Annotated in this window: 1 protein-coding gene; it reads left to right on the plus strand. The window is 63.5% G+C overall.

Annotation, left to right across the window (positions count from 1 at the left end; translation table 11 throughout):
• Positions 1 to 406 (plus strand): hemagglutinin repeat-containing protein (locus J8I87_RS44250; RefSeq protein WP_209938954.1); only part of this gene is annotated, 406 nt, incomplete at both ends.

The following is a 406-nucleotide window of genomic DNA, read 5'->3' on the forward strand; positions in this document are numbered from 1 at the left end:
GCGCGACGATCATCAGCGGCGGTGATACGAACATCACGGGTTCGCAGGTCAACGCAAAACAGGTGACGGCCGATGTGGGCGGCAACCTGGCTATCCGGAGCGTGCAGGATACGACGGTGAGCACCGCGCACCAGAGCAGCGCGGGCGGTGGCTTCAGCATCAGCCAGGGCGGCGGCAGCGCGAGCTTCAGCGCGCAGAACGGCCATGCCGATGGCAACTATGCCCAGGTCAACGAGCAGGCGGGCATCAACGCGGGCAGCGGCGGCTTCGATATCAACGTCAAGGGCAATACGGGCCTGACGGGCGCGGTGATATCCAGCACCGCAGATTCGTCGAAGAACAGCCTGTCGACCGGCACACTGACGTACAGCGACATCGAAAACCACTCGCATTACAGCGCGAACAG

The organism is Paraburkholderia sp. LEh10, from assembly GCF_017814945.1.
Taxonomy (GTDB): domain Bacteria; phylum Pseudomonadota; class Gammaproteobacteria; order Burkholderiales; family Burkholderiaceae; genus Paraburkholderia.